This window comes from Heliomicrobium undosum, from assembly GCF_009877425.1.
Classification (GTDB): Bacteria; Bacillota; Desulfitobacteriia; order Heliobacteriales; family Heliobacteriaceae; genus Heliomicrobium; species Heliomicrobium undosum.
In genome coordinates this window covers 12,771-31,520 of sequence record NZ_WXEY01000020.1, presented here as the reverse complement: position 1 = coordinate 31,520, position 18,750 = coordinate 12,771, and the positions used below count along the sequence as shown (strand labels likewise).

The window sequence follows — 18,750 nt, the reverse complement described above, 5'->3', positions numbered from 1 at the left end:
AGACAGCCATGGCCAAAGTGAAAACACAAAAACTGTTTGCCGTCATCGGCTTGGGACGCTTCGGCACGAGTGTCGCCAAAACGCTCTCTCGCATGGGCTACGAGGTGCTGGCCATCGACAGTTCAGAAGAACGGATCAACGAGGTGGCAGACTCTGTCACCCATGCCGTGCAGGCGGACGCTGAGGATGAAGAGACGCTGAAAAAGCTCGGCATCCGCAACTTCGACACCGTCATCGTCGCCATCGGCTCGGATGTGCAAGCGAACATCCTGGTCACGGTCATTCTCAAGGACATGGGTGTTCGCCATGTGGTGGCCAAAGCTCAGAACGATCTGCATGGCAAGGTATTGACCAAGGTGGGCGCCGACCAGGTCGTCTACCCTGAGCGGGATATGGGCGTCCGCGTGGCCCATGCGCTGGTCACATCGACGGTGATGGACTACCTGGAACTCTCGCCTGTCCATTCGCTGGTTGAAATTCGTTCTCCCGAGCGGTTTGTCGGACAGACACTCGGCAAGGCCGATCTCCGCGCCCGTTACGGCATCACCGTCATCGCCATCCGCAAGGGCGACGATGTGATGGCGTCACCTGGCGCCGATACGCTGATCGAAAAAGGCGACATCCTCGTCGCCGTCGGTTCCAATGATGACCTGAACCGCTTTGAAGGGGAGGCCTTTTGATGATCACCTCTCCGGACAACCAGCATGTGAAGGAGGCCCGCTCCCTGTCCCGCAAAAAGGAGCGTGGCGTCACCGGCAAGTACCTGATCGAAGGGGTGCGCCTCGTTGAAGAGGCAACCGCCTCAGCCATTTCCCTCGCTTATTGCCTCTATACGGCCCGCGTGTCGGCTCAGCCTCGGGGACGACGATTGCTCGACAGGTTGGCTGGGAACGGTGTCGACTGCCTGGAGGTCGATGATCGCGCGCTGGGAACGATCACGGAGACGGAACAGAGTCAGGGGATCGTCGCCGTCGCCAACCTAACGCCGGCCGACTGGGAGGCGATCATCGCCGCGCCCGAGCCGTTCTTGCTGATCGTCGATGGCGTACAGGATCCCGGGAACCTGGGAACGATCATCCGCACCGCCGAGGCGGCTGGTGTGACCGGCGTCTTGCTCACGCCGGGAACGGTCGACCCTTACGGTCCGAAGGTGATCCGGGGGACCATGGGCGCCCTCTTCCGCCTGCCTGTGGCGACGGTTCCCTCGGCCGAAGGGCTTGCCGTCTCCCTGCGGGAGCGAGACATCGCCCTCGCCGTAGCCGACGCCCGCGACGGCGTTCCTTATTTTGAGGCGCCCTGGGCTCGGGGAAGCATCGCCATCGTCATTGGAAGCGAGGCCCACGGACCCCAACCTTTCTGGGGGGACCTGGCCCAACTGCGGGTGCGCATCCCCCTAACGCCGCCTGTCGAATCGCTCAACGCTGCTGTCGCCGCCGCCGTGCTCCTTTTCGAAGCCGCCCGCCATCGCTCGGTTGCTTCGACTAGGGGGCTATGATATAATTTCCCTAGCTGGTGGACCCTGGAACGCAGAAAGGTTGTGGTCGTCGGTGTTTTCCGCTGACTTTTTCTGGCGTATCTTCGAAGTGACAGGTTCCGTTGCAGCGTATATGATCTACCGGCGGTTACTGGTGCAATAAAACGATAGGGCGTTGAACGGGAGAAGTACTCCTCATCCCGCTTGCCAGGGAGACGGTCGCCATGGACTGGAAGCGACGTTGAAGCGGAGTGGAGGAAATTCGCCCGGGAGCTTCGGGCTGAAGCCTGGGAGATGATCGGTGATCGAGGGGCGATAGCGTTCCCTGAGAACACGCCGGCTTCGCAGGTGGGTAGGTCTAGACGGTTTCCCTCCGTTACCGGGGAACGACGAATCAGTCGGCCGAGTGGGTTGCCCTTTGGGCAGCCTAGCGGGGTGGTACCGCGGAAACAACTTCCGTCCCCTTGGGGATCGGGAGTTTTTTTATTTTCTTTTCGAATCGGGCAAATCAGGAGGTCTTGACGATGCGTGAACAACTGGATCAGATCCGGCGCGAAGCGGCGGAAGCGCTGCGCGGCGTCGAAACGATGGAAGCGCTTCAGGATTGGCGTGTCCGCATTCTTGGCAAAAAAGGGGTGCTGACAGGAATCCTGCGCGGTCTCGGGGCGCTTCCTGCCGAGGAACGCCCGCTCATGGGCGCCCTCGTCAACGAGGTGCGGGCCGAGTTGGAGTTCAAGTTGGAAGAGAAGAGCCGGGAACTGAAAGAGAGAGAAAAACAGGCGCGCCTCTCCGGCGAATCCATCGACATCACCCTGCCGGGACGGGTGCAGCCCGTCGGCGGCAAACACCCCCTCACACTGGTCATCGACGAGATCAAGCAGATCTTCCTCGGCATGGGTTATGAGATCGCTGAGGGACCGGAAGTGGAACTGGACTACTACAACTTCGAAGCCCTCAACCTGCCCCAGGACCATCCGGCCCGGGACATGCAGGATTCCTTTTATATCACCCCCGACATCCTGCTGCGCACTCACACGTCGCCGGTGCAGATCCGGGCGATGGAGCGCATCCGCCCGCAACTTCCGGTCAAGGTGATCTGCCCCGGCCGCGTCTTCCGCCGCGACGATGACGCCACCCACTCGCCCATGTTCCACCAGGTAGAGGGGCTGGTCGTCGACAAGGCGATCACCTTCGGCGACCTCAGGGGAACGCTGCTCACCTTCGCCCGCCAGATGTTCGGCCCAGATCGGGAGATCCGCCTCCGTCCCTCCTTCTTCCCCTTCACCGAACCGAGTGCCGAGGTGGACATCTCCTGCGTCATCTGCGGCGGCGGCGGCTGCCGCGTCTGCAAGGGCTCCGGTTGGCTCGAGATCCTCGGCTCCGGCATGGTCCACCCCCGCGTCCTCGAATACGGCGGCTACAACCCCCAGGAAGTGACCGGCTTCGCCTTTGGCATGGGCGTCGAACGGATCGCCATGCTCAAGTACGGCATCGACGATATGCGTCTCTTGTACGAGAACGACATGCGGTTCCTGGCGCAGTTCTAGGAACTGACACTTCTGGATAGTGACCCTTCCAACGAACCTTTTAGCATTGAACCCTTTTTAGGGTGCAACCCCAACCGAAAAGCTGGGGGTGGACTGGCGCAGTGAGCGTTTTGAGCGGAGCGGCGAAAAAGCGAGCGCAGTTGCGAAGCGTTAAAGCGCGCCATGACATGCAGAAAGACCCGAGACGTTTGGCGCGCTAGCGTAGCAACGAAGCGAGCCGCCGCGAAGCTCTTAGCGAACGTAGCCTGTCCACCCCCCGCTTACCGAGGATTTCATTTAACAGAACAGGCTAAGATCGAAGAAACCATACGAGGTGGAAACGAATGCGCGTATCGATAGACTGGCTCGGCGACTACGTCACCGCCGGCCTGGAAGCCGCCGAACTAGGCGAGAAGATGACCCGCTCCGGCATCGCCGTGGAAAACGTGCTGCGCCGGGAGAAGGGGCTCAACAAGGTCGTCGTCGGCAAGATCGTGGAAATGACGAAACACCCGGAGGCGGACCGCCTCTGGATCTGCTCCGTCGACACCGGTGAGGGCTCGCGCACGATCGTCACCGGCGCCCAGAATGTCCGCGTTGGACAGAAAGTGCCTGTCGCATTGCCGGGGGCGCTTCTGCCCAACGGCGTGAAGATCGAAGAGTCGGTCCTGCGAGGCATCCCGTCGTCGGGTATGCTCTGCTCTGCCGAGGAACTGGGCCTTGAGGAGAAGACAATCGCCCCGGAAGACCGGGAAGGCATCCTCATCCTCAGCGACGATGCGGCAACAGGCCAACCGGCGTCTGCCGCCCTCGGCCTTGACGACCCCGTGCTGGAACTGGAACTTACGCCCAACCGGGCCGACTGCTTGGCGGTGATCAACGTGGCCCGCGAGGTGGCGGCCATCACCGGCGCCGGCCTGCGCCTGCCCGAGGTGACCGTCTCTGAAAAGGCCGAGGGCCGCGCCGAGGAACGGGTGAAGGTCACCATCGAAGACGGCGACCTCTGCGGCCGCTACGCCGCCCGCCTCTTCACCAACCTGCGCCCCGGCCCGTCGCCGGCATGGATGCAACGACGCTTGCAGGCCGCCGGCATGCGCCCCATCAACAACATCGTCGACATCACCAACTATGTCATGCTGGAACTGGGCCATCCCCTGCACGCCTTCGACTACGGCACGATCAAGGACGGCCATATCATCGTCCGGCGCGCCCGGGCCGGTGAAAAACTGGTCACCCTGGACGGGCAGGAACGGGAATTGAACCTTGAAAACCTGGTCATCGCCGATCCGGAGAAGGCTGTCGGCCTGGCCGGCGTCATGGGCGGGCTGAACAGCGAGATCTCCGCCGGCACAACGACCGTCCTGCTCGAAGCGGCCCATTTTCACCCGGCCAACATCCGCCGCACCGCCCGCCAGCTCGGTTTGCGTTCCGAGGCGTCCCAGCGCTTCGAAAAGGGCGTCAACATCGACACGGTGACCCTGGCCATGAACCGGGCCGCTCAACTGGTGGCTGACCTGAATGTGGCCGATGTGGTTCCCGGCCATGTCGATAATTACCTCCGGAAGGTCGCTCCCTTAGAGATCCCCTTTTCCGTCGATCGAATCAACGCCCTTTTGGGCACTACATTGACCGGCGACGACATGGATGCTATCTTCCAACGGCTCCAGTTCCCTGTCAAATGGATCGGCGACGCCGGTGAAGGCGAGAAGCGTTCAGGGATTCTGATCGCGCCGACCTACCGGCCCGACCTGCAAGGGGAGCATGACCTGGCGGAAGAGGTGGCGCGCCTCTACGGCTATGACCGCATCCCGACGACCCTGCCGAAAGGAGAGACGACCGTGGGCCAGCGCACCTGGCCCCAGACGGTGCGCGAACGCATCGCCGACACACTCGTCGGCGCCGGACTCCGCGAAGTGGTCACCTTCTCCTTCATCAACCCGCGCCATCTGGATCGGCTCGGACTGCCGGCGGAAGACCCAATGCGCCAGGTTGTGCCGCTGCAAAACCCATTGAGTGAGGAACAGGGCGTTCTCCGCCCGACGATCCTGCCGGGCTTGTTGGAGGTGGCTGCCCGCAACGCCAGCCGCCGCATCGCCGATCTGGCCATCTTCGAGGTCGGATCCACCTTCTTGCCGCGGGCGTTGCCCTTAAAGGAATTGCCTGATGAGCCTTGGAAGGTTTCCGCTTTGGTGATGGGCGAGGCGTCGATCCACTGGAGCGGCAAGCCGAAAGCCCTCGATTTCTATTACCTGAAAGGGATCGCCGAGAAACTGCTGGCGACACTGAAGATCGATGATGTGGCCTGGCAACGGGAAAGGGAGGTTCCCTACCTCCATCCCGGACGCTCGGCCCGGCTGACCGTGGAACGGGAGGGCGTGGAGATCCATCTGGGCGTCCTCGGCGAGGTCCATCCGGATGTGAGGGAGGCTTATGACCTTGCCGGACGGCCTGTCGTCATGGAACTGGACCTGTCGGCGCTGATCCTGCTCGCCCGGGCGAAAGGCGACTATACACCGCTGCCCCGTTATCCTTCCACAGACCGCGACATGGCCATGGTTCTCCCCCTTGATGTTCCGGCCGGTCAGGTGGAAGCGGTCATCGCCGAGAAAGGCGGAGAAATCCTGGAACGGTGGCGCCTCTTTGATGTCTACCAGGGCAATCAGATCGCTCAGGGTTACCGCAGCCTCGCCTATACCCTCCGCTATCAGGCGCCCGATCGCACCCTCACCGACGACGAGGTGAACAGCCGCCACGAGTCGATCAAAGCCGCCCTCGCCGAACGCCTGGGCGCTCGATTCCGGTAAATAATCCGTGTGGCGGAAGGAAGGAAGCAGGTTTTTTCGACAGCGGCAGCGAAGAGGGAATCAATTCCTCACCTAGAAAGAGATTGTTTACGCGAATGAGTCATACTGAGTTAGGATTCGTCGAAGGATTCGTTGCAGAAGGATTTGTTGGAGGATTCGTCGAGCGCTGTCGTTGTCGAGGGGGAACTATCTGTGCCTGAAGAAGTCCACAAGACGACCGTACACATTTACGGAGAACCCTATACGATTCGGAGTCCCTTGACGTCGCAACAGATGAGACAACTGGCCGCCACCGTCGACGAGCGGATGTCAGAGATCAGCCGCAAAGGGCCCCACCTGTCCGTCTCTAAGGTGGCCGTGATGGCGGCGCTGCACTTCGCCCATGACCTGGCGAAGCTGCAGGAGGACTATGACGATCTGATCAAACTCCTGGAGGATTCCAGTTCCCCCAAATGAGAACCATCGAAATGATGAGCGCCGGGGTCCGGCGCTTTTTTCCTTGCCGCCTGGGCACAATAGCCGGAAGGAGGGAAAAGCCGTGCATAACCAGGAAATCGCCTGGGCCCTCGCCGAGATGGCCAACCTGTTGGAGATTCTGGGGGAAAACCCCTTCAAGGTGAGAGCCATCCGCAAGGGCGCCATGGTCATCGAGGGGCTGGAAACTCCTGTCTCTGTCCTATCCGTCCGTGGACAACTGGCGAAGATCGACGGCATCGGCAAGGGGCTTTGCGCAGAGATCGAGGAGTTGCTGCAAGCGGGTGAGAGCCGCCAATTGCAGCGACTGCGCGAAAAGGTTCCTCCCGGTGTCCTTGACATGCTGCAACTGCCTGGCATCGGGCTGCGGGCGGTGCGCACCTTTTTTGCCGAAGGGTATACGACGCTGGAGGAACTGGAAGAGGGGGCCCGCAAACACCGGTTGCGGCTGTTGCCGGGCATCGCCGCCAAAACGGAACTGGCGGTGATTCGCGGCGTCGAGTTGTTGCGGCGGCGGTCGGGAAAATTCGGACTGGGTGTGGCCCGTCCGCTGGCCGAGGAGTTGCTCCGATTCCTACAAAATCTCCCCGAGGTGAGCCGCGCCGAGATCACCGGCGACCTGCGCCGCAGCCAGGAGATGGTCGAAGAGATCCACCTGCTGGCGGCGTCGCAAGAACCGGCGGCAATCCTGGATTTGGTGAAAAAACACCCGATGGCGGCGAAACAACTCGCTGAAGATGAAACATTCGTCCGCTTCGCCTTCGCGTTCGGCCTGCCGGTTCGCATCGAAGTCACCGGCGAGTCCGATTTTATCGCCCGGTGGGTCGAAACGACGGGAACGGCGCAGCACTGGGCGGCCTTGCAAAGCCGGGGCGCCCGTCCGGCCAAAGCGTCGAACGGTGTGGCCGGAGGGCAGCAGGGGTCTTCTACTGAATGCCGGGCTGCGGCAGAATCCGATGAGGGCGACTGGCGCCGGTTCATCTCCACCCAGGAGGCGGAGGAGGTCTTTTACGAGAAGCTCCATCTTCCTTGGATCCCTCCGGAACTGCGGGAAACGGGGAAGGAGGTTGCCCAGGCCGAAGCGGGAGAACTCCCCGATTTGGTGGAGTTGGGTGACATCCTCGGCGACTTTCATATTCATACCAACTGGAGCGACGGCGTATCCTCACTGGAGGAGATGGTCTCGGCCGGCCGGAGCCGGGGTTACGCCTACATGGCCATCACCGATCATTCCCAGTCCCTGGCGGTCGCCAGGGGGCTTTCGGAATCGAAGCTGCGGGAACAGCATCGGACCATCCGCCAACTGGCCGCGCGCGAGAAGGACTTTACCCTCTTTTCCGGGATCGAGATGGATATCCTCGGCGACGGCCGCCTCGATTACGCCGATGACATACTGAGAGAGATGGACGTGGTCATTGCCTCTGTGCACACGGGCTTGCGTCAGGAGCGGCACAAGGTTCATACCCGGCTGGAGGCAGCCCTGAAAAATCCCCATGTGGACATCATCGGCCATCCCACAGGCCGGCTGATCGGCACACGGGAACCCTATGACGTGGACATCGACTGGCTCCTGGATCTGGCGGCAAAGACCGGGACGATCCTGGAGATCAACTCATCACCAGACCGGCTCGATCTGTCGGCGCCTCATGCCCGCCTCGCCAAGGAGCGGGGCGTCATGATCGCCATCAATACGGACGCCCACGACCGCGCCCGTTTGAGTGAGATGGCCTACGGCGTCGCCAACGCCCGGCGGGCCGGTTTGGAGAAGGACGATATCCTGAACACGAAGCCCCTGGCGGAGGTCAAAAAGATTTTAGCCAGGCCGAAAGGGTAGGGGTATCCGAAATAGATACAGGAGGATGAGGATATGAAAGCGCGCGAGATTTATGAACTCTTTGTCGCCATGGGGATCGACGCCGATCCCCGGGGGCGGGAAGACGTGGACCGCCAACTGGCCCGGCGGAAGCAGCAGTTCGGCGAACTGAAGGAAGAAGAGAAGGCGAACTATGACCAGGAATCGCTGACCAACCCCTACAGCGACACGCGGCTCCTCGTGGGCGATCCGGAGCGTGAGGTCAAGCGGGTGCTCGTCGGCATCGACATGGAGGTCGGCGAGGTGCTGCTGGCGGACCGGCTCGGCGAGAAAGGGAAGCCCATCGACCTGCTCATCGCCCACCACCCCGAAGGCAAAGCCCTCTCAGCCTTGCACGATGTGATGCATATGCAGGAAGACCTGCTGGCGAAAGTGGGCGTGCCGATCAACGTGGCCGAGGGGATACTGGCCAGCCGGATCGGCGAAGTCAAGCGCGGCCTTGCCCCCATGAACCACAACCGCGCTGTCGATGCCGCCCGTCTCATGGACCTCTCCCTGATGTGTGTCCATACGCCGGCCGACAACCAGGTGCAGACCTTTTTGGAAAAGCGGATCGAGGAGAAAAAGCCCTCCACCGTCGGCGACATCCTCACCCTGCTCAAGGAGATTCCCGAATACAAGGAGGCGGCACGCGCCGGCTCTGGTCCCACCCTCTTTACGGGACGCAAGGAAGGCCGCTGTGGCAAGGTGATGGTCGACATGACCGGCGGCACCTCCGGCTCGGAGGACGCCTACGCCAAGCTCGTCCAGGCCGGCGTCGGCACCATCGTCGGGATGCACATGGGCGAAAAACACCGCAAGGAAGCAGAAAAGAACCACATCAACGTCGTCATCGCCGGCCACATGGCCAGCGACTCGCTGGGGATGAACCTGCTGCTCGATGAACTGGAAAAGCGCGGCGTGGAGATCGTGCCTTGCGCGGGATTTGTTCGGGTAAGCAGAAGCCAATAAAATCGCGATAAACGGAAGACGCCCCTCGAACCAAGTAGGTCCGAGGGGCGTCTTTTTGTTGTTCTATCAGGTTTTCATGCTGTGCTTGTTTCCTGTCGTCATTACTCGCGTTGAACGGATGAAGGTCCGGTAAATATACGCCGTATAGGTCAGCACGAGCGGCAAGCCAATCAGCGCCAGGATCAGCATGATCATCAACGTCCGCTCCGACGAGGAGGCGTTGAAGACGGTGAGGCTGTTGGCCAGGTTGTTGGAGGCCGGGACGATATAAGGGAAGAGGCTCGCCGCCATCGTCGTCAGCAGGCCGAAGATGGTCAGGGCTGATGCGCCCAAAGGCCCATAGGCGCTCCCGCCTTTCAGGGCCGCCGGAAAGGAGGCGAGACCGATCAAGGCGATCAGGGGGAGCACCCAGAGCAGAGGTACGTCGAAGTAGTTGCTGAAGAGCCGCGGCGTTCCAAGGTAGCTCCAGGCCGTGCCGGTGAGAAAGAGGGGGATCAAGGCCAGCCAAGCTGCGCGAGCCCAGCGGCGGGCTTTTTGCTGGAGGGCGCCATCGCTCTGGGAGATGATGAAGGCGGCGCCGTGCATGGCGAAGAGAGAGAGGCTGACGAGGCCCATGACGAGCGAGTAGGGATTGAGCAGGCCCAGGAAGTCGCCCAGGTAGCCGCCCTTGGCGTCAAGGGGGATGCCCCGCAGGATGTTGCCGACGGCCACACCGTAGAGGATGGACGGCAGCAGGCTGCCGAAGCCGAATCCGAGATCCCACCACTTGCGCCAGCCGGGGCTGTCCAACTGGTGTTGGAACTCGATGGAGACGGCCCGGAAGATGAGGGCGAAGAGCACGAGCATCAGGGCCAGGTAAAAACCGCTGAACACGGTGGCATAGACCATGGGGAAGGCGGCAAAGATGGCGCCACCGCCGGTGAGCAGCCAGACCTGGTTGCTGTCCCAGTAGGGGCCGATGGAATAGAGCATGCGTTTGCGTTCATCGGGGTCCTTCGTCAGCAGATAGAGGCTGCCGACGCCTAAATCGAAGCCGTCCAAAAGGGCGTAACCGAGCAAGAGCACGCCGACCAGCACAAACCAGGTGATCTGCAGTTCCATCATAGGCCCACCCCCGTTCCAGACTTGGCAACGCCTTTGCCTGTATCGAATGCCTCAGGACCGGCCTCCAGTTTTTTGCGCAACAGGTAGAACCAGACGACAAAGAGAAGGCTGTAGATGAGGACGAAGAGGATGATCGAGGCGAGGATCTGCCAGGCCGGCACGGTGTAGGAGATGCCGTCCACTGTCAGCAGGAGCTTGTAGACGATCCAGGGCTGGCGGCCCACCTCTGCGGCGATCCAGCCGACCTCGTTGGCGATGAAGGGGAGCGGGATCGACCAGAGGGCCAGCTTGAGGAACAGGCGGTTGTCCTGCAGCGTCCCTTTGCGCATGAGCCAGATGCCCCAGATGGAGAAGAGGATGAACAAGGTTCCCAGGGCCACCATCAGGTGGAAGGTGACGAAGGGTAGGAAGACGGGGGGGCGTTCCTCTTTCGGGAAGGCGTTTAGGCCTTTGACTTCCCCGTTGGGGTCGTCGGTGGCCAGCAGGCTGAGCGCCTTGGGGATGCCGATCTTGAAGTGGGTCACGCCGGCTTTCTCATCGGGGATGCCGAAGAGGAGCAGAGGGGCTCCCTTTTCCGTTTCAAAGAGGCCTTCGATGGCGGCCAGTTTTTCCGGTTGGGTTTGGGCGACCTGAACGGCGTGCATGTGCCCGATGGGGATCTGGGCCAGCGACGCAACAAGGGCTAGGAAGAGGGCGTATTTCATCGACTTTTTGGCGAAGGCGACTTCCCGTCGGCGCAGCAGGTACCAGGCGGAGATGCCCATGACGAAAAAGGCGCCCGTGACCAATGCGCCGTCGACGGTGTGCAGATAGCGGGGGACCGTAGAGGCGTTCAACAGGGCAGCCTTGAAGTCGATCAGTTCGGCGCGGCCGTTGACGATGTGGTACCCGGCCGGCGTCTGCTGCCACGAGTTAGCGATGATGATCCAGAGCGCTGAAAGGGTGGAGCCGACAGCGACCATCAGGGAGGAGAACCAGTAGACTTTTTTGGAGACACGGTCGGCGCCCCAGATCAGGACGCCCATGAAGGCCGATTCAAGAAAGAAGGCAAAGATGGCTTCCGCTGCCAGGGGACCGCCGAAGATGTCTCCCACGAAGCGGGAGTACTCAGACCAGTTGGTGCCGAACTGAAACTCCATGGTGATGCCGGTGGCCACGCCGACGACGAAGCTGATGGCGAAGATCTTGAGCCAGAAGCGGGACATCTTCTGGTACAGTTCCTCTCCCGTTTGCAGGTAGCGGGTCTGCATGAGGACGATGAGCCAGGCCAGGCCGATGGTCAGGGGGGGGAAGATGAAGTGAAACCCCGCCGTGACGGCGAATTGGATCCGCGATAACAGAACCACGTCCATCCAGACAACCTCCTTTTCATCTCTTTTTGCGCGGCGATGATGTCGGGATTCCTTGTTTTCGGAGGAGAATTCTGAATCTTGTGCTTTGCAAAGACAATTATAATCGAGAATAAACCTGATTACAATAATAACAGTAATTGTTATTGGGTGTTTCTTTATATTTTTTTAAAAAAGCGGTCCCCCACAGCGGAGGATCGCTTCTCTTATTATGAAAAACATACAATCATCGACCTGCGAACCGGCGGGCCATGACCGTTTTGTTATGAACTCAACAGGGAAGGATCCGTCAGCAGGTGATGCAAAGCCGACATCACCTCGCCATATTCGTCATCCATCCAGGAAAGGATTCGCTCCATGTGTTCGCTCTGTTGTCTTTGATGACCCAGTTGTTCCATTTGTGCGCACAACTTGGAAAAGTGGACGGCCCCGATACTGGCGCTGCTGGATTTTAAGGCATGGGCAATCTTTTCAACGCCATTCGTGTCGAGCGATTGGACGGCGGCTCTGAGGGCTTCAAATAATCTCGCGGATTCTTCCATGTAGGTGGCGATCAGCGATTCCAAAAGCAGTTGTTTCTCGTCATCGTCCAGGTCGAGGATGTCTTGCAACACCGTCATGTCGATGACGGAAGCACCATCACTTGCAGGGGTTGCCGTACCGGCGGAAGGTTTTTTTGGGGAAATCGCCGGATAGGAGGCATCAAAATCTGTCAGCGGCAGCCAGCGCTCCAGAAGGGCGATCAGTTGTTCCAGCATGATCGGCTTGCTGATATAATCGTCCATCCCTGCGTGAAGGCACTTCTCCCGGTCACCCTGCATGGCCATGGCCGTCATGGCGATGATCGGGATATGCTGTTTGGTCGTCTGTTCCCATTCGCGGATGATCTGGGTCGTCTCAAAGCCATCCAACTCGGGCATTTGGCAATCCATAAAGATGAGATCGTACGCCTTTTCCGTGACCGCCTGGATCGCTTCCATACCGTTATTTGCTACATCGACCGATAGACCGATTTTGTTCAGCAGCGCCAGGGCCAACTTCTGGTTCACTTTATTATCTTCCACCAGCAGGATCGGTCGCGTTCTTTGCCAATGGAGATCCTTATTTTCACTTGTTTCTACGGTTCTACTCATCGGACCGGCGCTCTCCGCCTGGAGGGAATCAGAGATCAGAAAAGGAAGCGAGAACCAGAAGGTCGACCCTTTCCCGACTTCACTTGTTACGCCGATCTCTCCTCCCATGAGTTCCACAAGCCGCTTTGATATGGCCAAGCCAAGCCCGGTGCCGCCAAACATGCGTGTTGTCGAGGTGTCTGCCTGAACAAAGGGGGAGAATAGGTAGCGCAATAGACCTTTTTCAATGCCAATCCCTGTGTCGGTCACTTCGAAATAGATCTTCATGATGTGTCTATCTTTCGATTTCACTGCGGCGCTGAGCGAAACCTGACCGGATTCTGTGAATTTCATTGCGTTTCCAACCAGGTTGAACAGTATCTGGCGTATGCGCGTTGGATCTCCTTTTAAGACTCTATTGATTTGCGATGATACGGATACGGATAAAGATAGGCTTTTTTCTATTGCTTTATTCATAAAGAGTTTCGCAACGCTTTGAATTGTGACATTCAAGTCGAAATCAATCGCTTCGAGTTCGAGGTTTCCGGCTTCCACCTTGGAATAGTCTAAGATATCATTGATCACATTCAGCAATACCTCGGCGGATTCCTTGATAGATTCGGCGTATTCGCTTTGCTCCCGGGTAAGTGAAGTGCCCAACATCAAATTATTCATGCCCAAGATGCCGTTCATGGGCGTGCGGATCTCGTGGCTCATCATCGCCAGAAAAGCGCTTTTGGCCCGGTTGGCTTCTTCGGCTCTCTCTTTTGCCAACTGGAGTTCTTCTTCCGTACGTTTTTTGTCAGTGATATCCATGATCAGTCCGTTCAGACGGATGACCTTGCCCATGCTGTTGCATAGAGGGATCATATGGACACTGATCCAACGAACCTCCCCGTCTTTCCGGATGATGCGATTTTCCGTATAGACCTGTTTTCCGCTCAAGACATCCTGATTCGCGATGACACCGTTCTGGATATCATCTGGGTGGATGCATTGAAACCAAAGACCGGGGTTTTCCATAAAGGCTTCCGGCGGATACCCGTAAATTTTTTGGCAAGCCGGCGAGATGTGCAGGACTTTATAGGAAATGGCGTCTATCGACCAGAAAACAAGATCGAGGCTGTCAAATATGTTTTTTAGCTGATGTTGGGTAAATCGTAATTCCTCTTCCACTTTCCGTTGTTCCGTAATATCGGAAAAGGTGATGACCGCCGCATAGGGCTCATCTGACCCCTGGTGGAGCAACGGCTCCGAGTTGATCCGTATCCATGTCAGTTCGCCGCTCGGCTTATGTATGCCCATGATGACATTATGGCAGGGCAACCCGGTTCGCAGCGTCACCATGGCAGGGTGAGCTTCTCCATAAAAGGGAGTGCCGTCCTCGTGGATGGTTCCCCAGCGAGGATCCATCGATGTGCGGCCTTGCATCTGCGCAGAGGTTAACCCTAAGATCTGCTCGGCCCTCCGGTTTGATTTGATGATTGCGCCTTCCCGGTTTTGCACAACCATTCCTTCGGCCATAGCGGTGATGATCGAGCGAAGGTTTCTTTCACTGTCACGCAAGGCCGTTTCGGCTTTCTTTTGTTCGGTGATGTCTAACGTAGCTCCCCGATACCCAACGACGGCGTTTTGCTCGTCAAAAATGGGGTTGCCGTTGGAACTCAACCAAACCAAACGCCCGCCGGGGGTCAACTTGCGGTAGATGAGATTGCGAATCGGTTCTTTATTTTGAAAAGCCTTTGCAAATGCTTCCCTGCTGTTTTCCAGATCTTCAGGGATGATATCCCGGTCGATCTTTTGTCCAATCAGTTCAGCCACCGGGATGCCTAAAATGTCGAAGGTGCGCTCGGAAAGAAAGGTGTATTCGCCATGACAGTTGATTTCCCAGACGTATTCGTCAAAGGCGTTGATCACGTCGCGAAAGCGGTTTTCATTGAACCGCAGTGTCTGTTCCAACTCTTTGAGCCGGGTGATATCCCGTCCAACAGCGATGATCTCTTGCACATTGCCATGTTCGTCATAAACGGGGGAGAGTGAGGTGTGGTAGTGTCGAAGCCCGTATTGGTCTGTCATGGACCACTCATAGACGGGCGTTTTTCCGCTCAAACATTGCCGGATCGACTCCTGATGAATATCATCACAGGCTTCTCCCACAGTGTCGCGACGATGTTTGCCTATAATCTGTGATGGTTGAAGGCTGATTTTTTTCAGCCAACGACCGTAAACCCCCGTGGCCATACCTGTCGGATCCATCGAAACGATTATATCATCCATAGCATTGAGCAGTTGTAGATAGCGTTGTTCATTTGCCTGGAAGGCTTCTTCGGCGCGTTTCCAATTGGTTACATCAAAAATGATGGAGTATAACAGGCAGCGTTCTTGGATTTTAATGGGGGAAGCATATACATGGATGTCTCTGATTTCGCCGGAAGCGATGCGGTGTTTGAAATGAAATATATTCACATTCCGTGTTTTCGCCCGCGCCATTTCTTGGTTGATCTCATCTTTTGTTAATATGTTCAAATCGTATATGGTCTTATCGCGAAGTTCGCTCATCGGATACCCGTAAAAGGTGCATGCCGCAGCATTGGCGTCGATGATACGCCCGGTTTGCGGATCAATGATCAAATTCGTGGCAAGATTGTTTTCAAAAAACTGATGATAACGTTCCTCGACCTCTTTTAAGTAGTTATTTCTTTGTTCTACCATTGTATGGTCTTCCGCTTCAACAATGAACCCTGTCAGTTCTGTGCTGTCGCCATATAGGGGAGATAGGGTGTAATATATATTTTTAATTTCTCCATATACGTCAGTGAATTGGCACTGGTGTTTTTCGTTATTATTTTCGATAGACTGGTTAAAATCGAATTGTTCAACATTAAAAAGCGCAGAAAAATCTTCGCCGTAAAGTTCGGAGGCCTTCTTGCCTGTCAGTTGCTCAGCAGCGGGATTTACGAATTGAATGAACCTGTTCTGATCACAGACGATGACCGCCTGTTTCAGATTCCTTAATATCGCCTCGGGATTTCTTAAAAAATCCAAGGAAGTCACTTCCTTTGAGTACTGCATCTTCTTTTAGTGACAATCGTCCCGTTGCTGCCATTGACCAAAGCATCGTCTTTATTTTCGAGACAACCGGCATGATCCTTTATTCTTTTTCTACATTAGGAAATCCTCTAACATGTATCAAAAATATAGCAAAATGAAAAATAGACCGAGGAGCGTCAGGATAACCGGCGATGTTTTCCCTTTTACCAGCGAAGGGAACCTTTTTATCCCCCATTCCTGTTCTAACAGGTTATACTAGAAGGAAGAGAAATGATGTGGAGGTTGCCTGTTGAAACAGTTACCTGAGTTATTAGCGCCGGCCGGCTCGATGGAGGCATTGCGGGCTGCCGTGGAAAACGGCGCCGATGCCGTATATCTGGGCGGCAAGCGTTTTGGCGCTCGCCAGTATGCGTCAAATTTTGACATGGAAGAACTTCGAGAGGCGGTCGCCTACAGCCACCGGAGGAATGTGCGCATCTATGTGACCGTCAACACCCTGCTCGACGATGAAGAGCTTGATGCGTTGCCGGAGTATATCGGGGATCTCTATGAAGCCGGCGTTGACGCCGTCATCGTCCAGGACATGGGCGCCCTTCGCGTGATCCGCCGCCTGCTGCCTGATTGGGAGATTCACGCCAGCACACAGATGACGACCAGCAATGTGGAAGGGGCGCGCCTCCTGGCGGCGCAAGGGGTGAACCGCGTCGTCCTGGCGCGGGAACTGACCTTGGACGACATCGCGCAGGTGGCAAAGGAATCGGGCGCCGAGGTGGAGGTCTTTGTCCATGGGGCGCTTTGTATCGGCTACTCCGGGCAGTGCCTCATGTCCAGCTTGATCGGCGGCCGCAGCGGCAATCGCGGCCGTTGCGCCCAGCCCTGCCGTCTCGGCTACGGCCTCGTCGATGACGCAGGGCGGGAACTGGTAGACCGGCAAAAAGTGGGGCAGCATCTGTTGAGCCCTCGCGACATCATGACCTTGGATCTCCTTCCCGAACTGGTCCAGGCGGGCGTCCGTTCCCTGAAGATCGAAGGGCGCATGAAACGGCCGGAGTATGTGGCGACCGCTGTTCGTCAGTACCGGGAGGCGCTGGATCGCCTGGCCCCTGATCGGGAGGCGTTGCCGGGGCAGGCGGCTGACGCGGAGCGGGCGCTGCGGCAGATCTTCAACCGTGATTTTTCCGCCGCCTACCTGCGGGGGAACCCTGGCAGGGAACTGATGAGTTACAAGCGGCCCAACAACCGGGGGCTCTTTCTGGGGCGCGTGACATCTGCTGATTCGCGTCGGGGCCAGGTCTCGATCGATCTTGAAGAACCCCTTGGCGTCGGCGATGAGATCGAGGCATGGGTGACCCGTGGCGGCCGGACAGCCGTGAAGGTGCAGCGGCTCTGGGTAGCTGGCGAGACGCAAGAACAAGCGTTGCCGGGCGAGGAGGCCTTTGTCGAGTGGCGTGGGAACCTGCGCCCTGGCGATCGGATTTTCAAGATCCATGATGAGGCGCTGGAGGCGCGCGCCCGCGAATCCTACCAGCGACCGGGCGATGAGCGCCGATTTCCCCTTACGGCTCATGTGCGCGCCTATGTAGGTGAACCGGTAACGGTCGAATTCCGGGACGCCGAGGGTCGCAGCGGACGGGGAAGCAGCGCCGAGCCGGCCCAGGAGGCGGTGAAGCGGCCGCTGACGGAAGCGGTGCTGCAAGAGCAGTTGGGCCGCCTCGGTAACACGCCCTTTCGCCTCGACGGGTTGACAATCGAAGGCGACGGCAAGGCCATGATTCCCTTGAGTCAACTGAATGAAGCCCGCCGTCAGGCGATTGAGGAACTGGAGTCACTGCGGAGCGCCGGGATGCAGAGACCGCCCATCGATGAGGCCCGCTGGCGGCAGGCTCTCGGGGAATTGGGGCTCGCTGGTCGGTCTGCCGGCCGGAGCGATTTTGCGGCGAAGCGTCATGCAACGCCCTTGCTCGTCGCTGCCGTCGAAGGTATGACTGCATTGAAAACAGCATTGTCCGCCGGAATCGATGAGGTGCTGTTGAGCGTGGAGGGTTACCGCCACGGGGAACCCTTCCGCTCCGGCGATGAAGCGGCGGCGTTGAAGCTTTGCCGCGAGGCGGGGGTTTCTACCGCCATCGCTTTGCCGCGCCTGTTCCGGCCCGAACAGCGTTCGAATGTTGCGGACAGCATCCGGCGCTGGCATGAGGCAGGGGCGAGGCAGTTTCTCATCGCCAACCTGGGCTTTTTGGAAGGGCTCCGGGAACTGGAAGGCGTGAAGGTGCGCGCCGATTTTCCCTTGTGGGTGTTTAACGGCCAGGCGGCGCAATTTCTTGCAGAATTGGGGGTTGCCGAATGTACCGTCAGTCCGGAACTCTCCCTGGCGCAACTGAAGGCGCTGTCCCGGCATGGCCTGACCCGCGCCAGCGTCCACCCGTCTCAGGCCGAAATTGTCGTCCACGGATCCCTGCCGATGATGGTGAGCGAATACTGCGCCACCGGCGCGCTGCTCGGGGGACGGACGTTGGATAAGCCCTGTGACAACGCCTGCCGCCGTCACCGGGAACTGTACCTGCAAGACCGGTTAAACTTCCGGTTCCCCCTCTATACGGACGCCTTCTGTCGAATGCATGTGATGAACCCCAAAGACCTCTCCCTGCTGGAGAACCTCCCCGATCTGCTTTCCCTCGGTTTTAAACGGCTGCGCGTTGAAGGGCGCACCGAGAACGCCGGCTGGTTGAAGTCCGTGCTTCCGATTTATCGGAAAGCCATCCAGGCTGCCGCTACCGGACGGTGGGACAAAGGCCGCGTCAGAGAATGGCGCGCCGAACTAGAGCAGGTTCATCCGGCGGGGTACACGAAGGGACATATGTTTCGAGGGGTTGAGTAGGAAGCAGAAGTTCTCCTGGGGTGGAAAGCGGATTTGAGTAGAAACGCAAGGCCTTTTGTGCAAGGTTTCTAAGTGGCAGCTTTTAAGTGTTAGGCCTTAATCATCAGGTCTTACGGAGCGCCAAGTGAGAACTGGGGCGTATTGGCGGAGTGAG

General features: G+C 58.3%; 11 protein-coding genes. 8 read left to right on the top strand and 3 right to left on the bottom strand.

The window, feature by feature from the left end:
- Positions 1-8: 8 nt before the first annotated feature.
- The 7 genes from GTO91_RS14105 (at position 9) to GTO91_RS14075 (ending at position 9,102) form a co-directional block, all read left to right on the top strand.
- Positions 9-680 (top strand): potassium channel family protein, encoded by a 672-nt coding sequence (locus GTO91_RS14105; RefSeq protein WP_161259375.1) that lies wholly within the window; start codon positions 9-11, stop codon positions 678-680.
- The gene (locus GTO91_RS14100; protein ID WP_161259374.1) at positions 680-1,495 is read left to right on the top strand and encodes a TrmH family RNA methyltransferase; all 816 of its coding nucleotides are present in this window, start codon (positions 680-682) and stop codon (positions 1,493-1,495) included. Before GTO91_RS14105 ends, GTO91_RS14100 begins: the two co-directional genes overlap by 1 nt.
- Positions 1,496-1,998: 503 nt before the next feature.
- Positions 1,999-3,021: a phenylalanine--tRNA ligase subunit alpha gene (pheS, locus tag GTO91_RS14095; RefSeq protein WP_161259373.1), complete on the top strand. Its 1,023-nt coding sequence runs from the start codon at positions 1,999-2,001 to the stop codon at positions 3,019-3,021.
- A gap of 323 nt (positions 3,022-3,344) precedes the next feature.
- Positions 3,345-5,804 carry a phenylalanine--tRNA ligase subunit beta gene (gene pheT / locus GTO91_RS14090; RefSeq protein ID WP_161259372.1) on the top strand — a complete coding sequence of 820 codons (2,460 nt, stop codon included), beginning with the start codon at positions 3,345-3,347 and terminating at the stop codon, positions 5,802-5,804.
- Between the two features lie 132 nt (positions 5,805-5,936).
- Entirely contained in the window at positions 5,937-6,260 is a 324-nt protein-coding gene (locus GTO91_RS14085) for a cell division protein ZapA (RefSeq protein WP_235919609.1), read from the top strand.
- An 82-nt stretch (positions 6,261-6,342) separates the two neighbouring features.
- The gene (gene polX / locus GTO91_RS14080; RefSeq protein WP_161259371.1) at positions 6,343-8,112 is read left to right on the top strand and encodes a DNA polymerase/3'-5' exonuclease PolX; all 1,770 of its coding nucleotides are present in this window, start codon (positions 6,343-6,345) and stop codon (positions 8,110-8,112) included.
- A 33-nt stretch (positions 8,113-8,145) separates the two neighbouring features.
- The gene (locus GTO91_RS14075) at positions 8,146-9,102 is read left to right on the top strand and encodes a Nif3-like dinuclear metal center hexameric protein (RefSeq protein WP_161259370.1); all 957 of its coding nucleotides are present in this window, start codon (positions 8,146-8,148) and stop codon (positions 9,100-9,102) included.
- A gap of 66 nt (positions 9,103-9,168) precedes the next feature.
- Here the strand turns inward: GTO91_RS14075 and cydB are convergent, their stop codons facing one another.
- The 3 genes from cydB to GTO91_RS14060 all read right to left on the bottom strand — a co-directional run bounded on the left by cydB (position 9,169) and on the right by GTO91_RS14060 (position 15,712).
- Positions 9,169-10,206 carry a cytochrome d ubiquinol oxidase subunit II gene (gene cydB / locus GTO91_RS14070; protein ID WP_161259369.1) on the bottom strand — a complete coding sequence of 346 codons (1,038 nt, stop codon included), beginning with the start codon at positions 10,204-10,206 and terminating at the stop codon, positions 9,169-9,171.
- Positions 10,203-11,558 carry a cytochrome ubiquinol oxidase subunit I gene (locus GTO91_RS14065; RefSeq protein WP_161259368.1) on the bottom strand — a complete coding sequence of 452 codons (1,356 nt, stop codon included), beginning with the start codon at positions 11,556-11,558 and terminating at the stop codon, positions 10,203-10,205. Before GTO91_RS14065 ends, cydB begins: the two co-directional genes overlap by 4 nt.
- A gap of 260 nt (positions 11,559-11,818) precedes the next feature.
- Positions 11,819-15,712 (bottom strand): PAS domain-containing hybrid sensor histidine kinase/response regulator, encoded by a 3,894-nt coding sequence (locus GTO91_RS14060; RefSeq protein WP_161259367.1) that lies wholly within the window; start codon positions 15,710-15,712, stop codon positions 11,819-11,821.
- Between the two features lie 295 nt (positions 15,713-16,007).
- On the opposite strand from GTO91_RS14060, the gene GTO91_RS14055 reads away from it, so the two are divergent.
- Positions 16,008-18,596, top strand: a complete 2,589-nt coding sequence (locus GTO91_RS14055; RefSeq protein WP_161259366.1) for a DUF3656 domain-containing U32 family peptidase — start codon at positions 16,008-16,010, stop codon at positions 18,594-18,596.
- The last annotated feature ends 154 nt before the right edge of the window (positions 18,597-18,750 follow it).

Bases quoted from the DNA above. Each gene is read 5' to 3' on its own strand.
- GTO91_RS14100 (WP_161259374.1), top strand. From the start codon at position 680: ATGATCACCTCTCCGGACAACCAGCATGTGAAGGAGGCCCGCTCCCTG.
- cydB (WP_161259369.1), bottom strand. From the start codon at position 10,206: ATGATGGAACTGCAGATCACCTGGTTTGTGCTGGTCGGCGTGCTCTTG.
- GTO91_RS14065 (WP_161259368.1), bottom strand. From the start codon at position 11,558: ATGGACGTGGTTCTGTTATCGCGGATCCAATTCGCCGTCACGGCGGGG.
- pheS (WP_161259373.1), top strand. From the start codon at position 1,999: ATGCGTGAACAACTGGATCAGATCCGGCGCGAAGCGGCGGAAGCGCTG.
- GTO91_RS14075 (WP_161259370.1), top strand. From the start codon at position 8,146: ATGAAAGCGCGCGAGATTTATGAACTCTTTGTCGCCATGGGGATCGAC.
- pheT (WP_161259372.1), top strand. From the start codon at position 3,345: ATGCGCGTATCGATAGACTGGCTCGGCGACTACGTCACCGCCGGCCTG.
- GTO91_RS14105 (WP_161259375.1), top strand. From the start codon at position 9: ATGGCCAAAGTGAAAACACAAAAACTGTTTGCCGTCATCGGCTTGGGA.